Origin of the sequence: uncultured Traorella sp. (assembly GCF_944327115.1) — a bacterium.
Lineage (GTDB): Bacteria > Bacillota_I > Bacilli_A > Erysipelotrichales > Erysipelotrichaceae > Traorella.
The window spans coordinates 21,234-27,506 of sequence record NZ_CALVGS010000066.1 but is presented as its reverse complement, the minus strand read 5'-3'; the positions used below and the strand labels follow the sequence as shown (position 1 = coordinate 27,506).

At 38.8% G+C, this 6,273-nt stretch carries 5 protein-coding genes; 3 read left to right on the top strand and 2 right to left on the bottom strand.

Annotated elements, in window-relative coordinates; translation table 11 throughout:
• Positions 1–464, top strand: a 464-nt coding sequence (locus tag Q0K35_RS06465) for a hypothetical protein (RefSeq protein ID WP_294561846.1), incomplete at its 5' end; no start/stop codon positions are given.
• A gap of 30 nt (positions 465–494) precedes the next feature.
• Here the strand turns inward: Q0K35_RS06465 and Q0K35_RS06460 are convergent.
• Positions 495–1,298 (bottom strand): putative ABC transporter permease, encoded by an 804-nt coding sequence (locus Q0K35_RS06460; protein WP_294561845.1) that lies wholly within the window; start codon positions 1,296–1,298, stop codon positions 495–497.
• A gap of 154 nt (positions 1,299–1,452) precedes the next feature.
• Between Q0K35_RS06460 and Q0K35_RS06455 the strand changes: the two genes are divergently transcribed.
• Both Q0K35_RS06455 and Q0K35_RS06450 read left to right on the top strand, forming a co-directional pair.
• A complete protein-coding gene (locus Q0K35_RS06455; RefSeq protein ID WP_294561844.1) occupies positions 1,453–2,397 on the top strand; it encodes a WYL domain-containing protein in 945 nt (314 codons plus the stop codon).
• A 38-nt stretch (positions 2,398–2,435) separates the two neighbouring features.
• Positions 2,436–3,884, top strand: a complete 1,449-nt coding sequence (locus Q0K35_RS06450; protein ID WP_294561843.1) for a DUF2779 domain-containing protein — start codon at positions 2,436–2,438, stop codon at positions 3,882–3,884.
• Between the two features lie 33 nt (positions 3,885–3,917).
• On the opposite strand, the gene Q0K35_RS06445 is transcribed toward Q0K35_RS06450, so the two are convergent.
• A complete protein-coding gene (locus Q0K35_RS06445) occupies positions 3,918–6,035 on the bottom strand; it encodes a peptidoglycan-binding protein (RefSeq protein ID WP_294561842.1) in 2,118 nt (705 codons plus the stop codon).
• Positions 6,036–6,273 lie beyond the last annotated feature (238 nt).

Sequence of the window (6,273 nt, the reverse complement as noted above, 5' to 3'; positions counted from 1 at the left end):
CAGCTGAAAGAATCGAAGACTTCATGCCGTTTATCAATCATGAAGGAAAGGATCGGATCGTTGACTACCTGATAGAAGGGGATCTGGATGATGTGAATATCGAAGACTATCTGCCATTTTTAAATTCACCACAGAAAGATCGGATCGTATCCTGGATCACACAGCAAAAGGATCCGGTAAATATCGAAGAGATTTTACCATTCTTAAACAGGACACAGAAAAGGGAACTGTTAATGTGGGCCTTAGAAAAGATGGGACCTGAAGAGCTGAGGGACTATGCTCATTATTTAGATGAGAAAATGATCGCAGAGATGACAGAGAGTTACATCCGTGAAGAAAGAGATGATGACCTGAGTGATTTTTATATGTATATGAACAAAGACACCAAACAAGCTTTAGTAAAGTATTATCTTGATCATCAGATGAATGATGAACTGATGGAACTTTTGTCATTCATGAAATAAAAAAGGTGCCTGCAACACATGCGGCACTTTTTATTTTTGAGAAAAATTCTCATATTGTTTTCTGAAATATTCACCCAGATCGCGAAGCTGCTTTTTATTAGAGAGCTTTAAATGAGGGAAGCTGTTTCGCAAACGTGCTTGCCTCGTACTTTCACGCAAGGATCGATAATGCTGGTAAAGCTGCTTTTTCAGATCGTCAAACTCAGGGGTGTTTTCCATAAAGCTTTCTATTTTTTCCTTCACATTAAAGTTAAATTCAGGAATCTGAGAAGACAATAACCCTTTGATCTCCTCTAATTTAGCTTCAAATACAGATAATTGCTGTTTGAAGGAAATCAGCTGGAGTGTTGATAAGATGATATCCGTGACTAAATAAAGAAATAATACGATAGCAATAAGCTGACGCAGTGATATCGAAATACTTCCTACAAAAGAACTTACTGAAGGATGCAGGAAATAGATCACAAAGATGGACATACATCCAAACAAAAATGAATTGCGTAAACAGACACGTCCATTGATATTAAACTTACGCTGTGAGTAATCCCACCACATGATATGGAAGAGCATTTCTAACAGCCATGAGGTGAAATATTCAATAAGCGAGGTAATGATGATACCCAATATAAATACCAGCAACGGATAATTGTCCAGCCAGGAGAGCATCAGGATCACGAAGATAGCCCCAAATCCATAAATGGGGCAGAAGGGTCCATGCATGAAACCGGAATTGACAAATTTTTTTCTTCCGAATGAAATATAGGCAGATTCACAGACCCATCCCAGAAAGCTGTAAATCATCAGATATAGAAAATAATTAATTGCAGTGATCATGTCCATGATTACTATTATGGTTGAAACTGAAAGAAATAGCAATCCTTTTTTTGTAAAAAGATGAGATTGTATCAATAAAAGTCATGTCAGATTGAATTTCCAAATAACTTATGCTTTAATTAACATAAATAATGTTGATATAAAGGAGGAAATCATGAATCGTACTGCACTATGCATCAAAATGCTTCAGATCCTAAATGCCCATGATTTTGTTACAAAAAAAGAATTAGCGGAAAGGCTGGAAACAAATCCCAGAAATATTGCGGAATTTAAAAAGGAACTGGAAGTTGCCGGTTATATGATCGAAACAACAAAGGGAAGATATGGCGGTTATCGGTTATTGGATAAGGCTTCTTTGCCGATGATACGGTTAAGCGAAGATGAAAAGCAGGCCATGAATGATGCTTATTCCTTTTTAAAGAATCATCAGGATTTTTTGTCGATGGATAGGTATCGTCAGGCTTTTGAAAAAATCAAGTCATCACTTGTATTTTCTCATAACCAAAGCGAGGTAGTCTACCGCGGTAGAAATCATGCCTTGGAAAAAAATATTCAGAAAATGATCCGACTGTGTGAGCAGGCAAAAAAAGAAAGCTGTGCCATTAGCTTTGACTACCGTTCATTACGTGCAGATACATATAAAAAAGTAGAACTATGTCCTTATGAGGTATTAAATATTCACGGCTCTTATTATTGTCTTGGCTATTGCCCGCAAAAACATGATTTTCGGACCTATAAGTTTTCAAATATCCGTATGAAAGAAATGAAGATTTTGAAGAAGCATTTTACCCGTGATCTTGATTTTGATGTGAATGCGTATCTCGGAAAAAGTGGTTTGATGAAAGATGAGCCGATAGAAGTAGAATTTTTGATTCATGGGGAAAATGCGGTTTTATATGCAGAAGCTGAAATGGGCGTGAACCCAATGATGAGCTTTGATGCCGACCGGATCTTACATGTGAAAACACTTTTTGAAGGGAAGCTGAATGCGATGCAGTTTCTCTGCTCTTTGGGAAGCAGCTGTGTGATCCTGTCACCTGTTGGATTAAGGGCGGAAATGCAGGAAGAAATTAGGAAAATGGCACAAAACTATTTGTAGTAAAAGAAAACTCATGTATAATATGAAGAGGTGATTATATGCTTCATGAATCGGATTTAAGAAAGTTTACAAGGTGTGATAAATATTTTTGGTATTCGAAACAAAACAGCTTACCTTTTTTTCCGTTTGTAACGGCTCAGTACGATATTTACCAATTGGTCGCAGAGTATTTGGGATTAGATAATATTTTCAGAGGAAAGAGAAATGATGATCCTGCACTGGCCCTTGAAGCATACGAAAAGCATCAGACTTTATTGGAAGCGCGTATTGCCTATCGTAATTTGCGTGTAAAAATACCATGTCTTGTAAGAAAAGATCATAGAAATATATTATATCTCGTTTATTCACAATGTTATCCTAAGCTTTCTGAAGCACAGAAGGCAAGTGATCTGATCGAAGTGATGGCTAAAAATAAAATGTTTGTCGATGAGGTCTATCTGATTCATATCAATGCCCAATATGTGAGAGAGGATACCTTCAATGTGTTTGAATGCTTAACGATCAGTGATGAATTTTATAATGACAAAAATAAAAAGTGCGGGAAAGCCAGTGAACTTATTGAACAGCACCGGCGTGATCTGGATAAGATCCTAGATGCGATCGAGGCACTTCCGGATATGAGTCAGGTTCAGAAAAAACGCAGCTCTGTTTGTACCTCACATTATAAATGCGAATTTTTCAAAGAATGCTTTCCGAATAACCAGCATGATACCTCTATCTTAAATCTTGTACAATCTTCAAAAAAATATGAATGTGAAGAATTCGGAATTACGGATATGGCCATGGTCTGCGGTGATGAGATCGAGGCTACCAGAATTCAGTATGCTCAGGTCATGGCCGCTAAAAAAAGAGGTTTATTTATAGATCGGATGGCATTAAAAGCCTGGGTCGAGAAGATTGCTTATCCGATCACATATCTTGATTTTGAGTGGCAGACCTTTGCTTATCCGCCATATAAAGGCATGAAGCCTTACGACGTTTTGGTATTTCAGTATTCGATGCATGTCGAAGAAAAAGGACAAGAGCTTCGCCATGAACAGTTTATCGGTGATGGGGATTGCCGTATCGTTTTTATTGAAGATCTGCTCTCTAAGATTCCCAAAGAGGGAACGATCCTGGTGTTCAATGCACAAGGTGCAGAGGCCTTACGCCTTCAACAGCTGGCAAAACAGTTTCCTCAATATGAACAGCAGCTGCGTGCTGTTTGGGAGCGAATGGTGGATCTGGCTTTGCCTTTTTCAAGTGGTCTGATTTATGATACTCGAATGGCCGGTGAATATAATCTGAAAAAGCTTTTATCTTTATTTTCTGATCTGAGCTATGATCAGCTGGAAATCAATCAGGGACTTTTAGCGGTAAAAAAATATCAGGAATTAGAGGCAACCCATGCACAGGAAGTGAAAGAGGCTTTATTTGAATATTGCGGGATGGATACATATGCGGAATATGTACTTTTCCACTTTCTTAAAGACAAGATATCCAAATGATATGTAAAGAATGGCAGTTGGCCATTCTTTTTTTTAACCGTTTAATTCACTGAATACTTCATTGATCCTGTTCCATGTCTGCGGCCCGACGATGCCATCCGGATCAAGTCCCAGCATCCTTTGAAAGGCCATTACGCTTTGCTGGGTACGCACCCCAAAGATGCCGTCAGCAGTAACGCTTGGAATATTCTGATAATAGATAGAAATGAAATTAAGGCGGTTTTGAATCAAGGCCACATCATCACCTCTTGAGTTTAATCGTAAAGGTGTTCCCGGATATGGCGGGAATGATGGGGAGGAGGCATCACCATTAAGAATCTTATTCTGAGCTTCAAATAAGGCATTCCAAGTAGCAGGCCCTACGATGCCGTCAGCATCAAGTCCAAAAAGCTCCTGAAAGCGAACAACTGCTTGTCTTGTCTTACTGCCAAAAATGCCGTCTTCGACTAAGATCGGAATAGACGGATATTCCATTCCTACCGTATTCAAGGCCTCTTGAATATCTAAGACATCCTGACCGCTGGCTCCTAAAGAAATGGCAATTCCGGGATATACAGGTGCCTGATTTGGCGGATTAGTTGCATTGACCATATCCGAATAAATTGAAAAGATACGGTTCCATGTAGCTTCACCCACGATACCATCTACCTTTAACCCATAAAATTTCTGAAAGGAACGGACAGCATTGAGCGTCTGATTACCAAAAAAGCTGTCAATGTTAGAAATCGGCGATATAGCGTTATTATAAGCGGCAATCGTACTAAGATAAAACTGAATCTGTTGAACATAAAGATCACGGTCACCATATTTTAAAACGACCTGCGGCCATTCACCGCTGCGTTCATTTTCAATGCGCCCGATGCTTCCCAATTCTGCTAATTTTCTGACAGCGATATAAATATAATTAATCTTATACCATGTGCTCTTTCCAACGATACCATCTTGTGTCAGATTAAACTGCTTTTGAAAAACACGCACGGCATTTTCGGTCATTGGTCCAAAAATACCATCCACCGGATAAATCGGAGTGATCAGCGGATAATTGACAGCTATGGCATTAAGCTGCTGCTGGATGAGATAAACATCTGCTCCCTGTGAGCCTAATCTCAATGGTGTTCCCGGATAAGAACCTTTGACATCTTCAATACGATCCGAAGATACCAGACGTACATCATCGCCATAATAAAACTGCAGGATCTGAATGGCATTCAAGCCATCATTGGCCAAGGTCAAGGTTCCCCACTGTTTCATGCCCGGACACTGGGCAATCTTGCCATCACAATACTCTGCATAAAAGGGTTCCGCAAAGTTTCTTTTTCTTAGGAACTGGTTGAATACATCATCAACCAGGACAGAAATACTATCAAAAATATTACGGTTTTTCACAAATGCCTGATCAAAAGCCGTATTATTCGTAATATCAAAATCATATCCCTTTGAGCGATACCATTCTGTATAAACACGATTCAAGGCAAGTGATACCTGAGCGTGGATATTGGCCAATAAAGCCTCTTTCGGCCATGTAGGATAAATCTCCGATGAACAGACATTTTTAATGTAATAAATAAAATCAACCGTAATATCTTCAGCCTTTGCGGTAGGTCTTCCAAGATGGACACGAATCTGACGGGGAATGACCACACCTTTCTGAACGAACATGATCCGCTCCGGCGTCGTAAGATAATTCTCTTCATCCATCTTATAATCCTGCTCATCATTACCGCCTAAAATACGGGTCGGTGACTGTGAAACATTATTACCGCCATAATTGGTCAGCAAGTGATGGTCGGGAATCGTTTCTACTTCTGTATCATAATTGACCAATATATCAGGAACCATATTCATATTGATGACACTGGCTTCATCAGCAAATATCTGTACTCCCTGAATCAATTCACTCAGATATCCCTGAAGGATCAGCTCAACGCTGTAAATTTCATAAGGACGCTGTGAATTACTTTCCTCAAGCGATAGATCTTTGTTTTTGGTTTCAAGGGTAATGATTGGACTTTGTCCCTCTATATCTGTGATATAATACTGTTCAAAGATGATGATTCCATCTTCTTCTTTAAAGACACGAACGATCACATTACTCAGTGCTAATGCCTCATCCGCAAGACTGGTAAAAATCTGTAGTGTACCTGTTGGCATAAATACCTCCTATATCAGCCTATTCTTCAGAAATAATATTTCGTAGGCATACGCCCAGATAGGATAAATAAAGTCTTGGACATTTTGATTATATTGATATTTTTGTGATAAAAAGATACAATGAATACATAAAAATTCCCATATAAGGTACATGTAAAGGAATTTTATGACAGTGAAGCAGAAACATATCTCAAGGCTGTTGAAAAGATTGACCGTCAATATGGTTATTGCAAAGAAT

Bases quoted from the DNA above. Each gene is read 5' to 3' on its own strand.
- Q0K35_RS06460 (WP_294561845.1), bottom strand. From the start codon at position 1,298: ATGATCACTGCAATTAATTATTTTCTATATCTGATGATTTACAGCTTT.
- Q0K35_RS06455 (WP_294561844.1), top strand. From the start codon at position 1,453: ATGAATCGTACTGCACTATGCATCAAAATGCTTCAGATCCTAAATGCC.
- Q0K35_RS06450 (WP_294561843.1), top strand. From the start codon at position 2,436: ATGCTTCATGAATCGGATTTAAGAAAGTTTACAAGGTGTGATAAATAT.
- Q0K35_RS06445 (WP_294561842.1), bottom strand. From the start codon at position 6,035: ATGCCAACAGGTACACTACAGATTTTTACCAGTCTTGCGGATGAGGCA.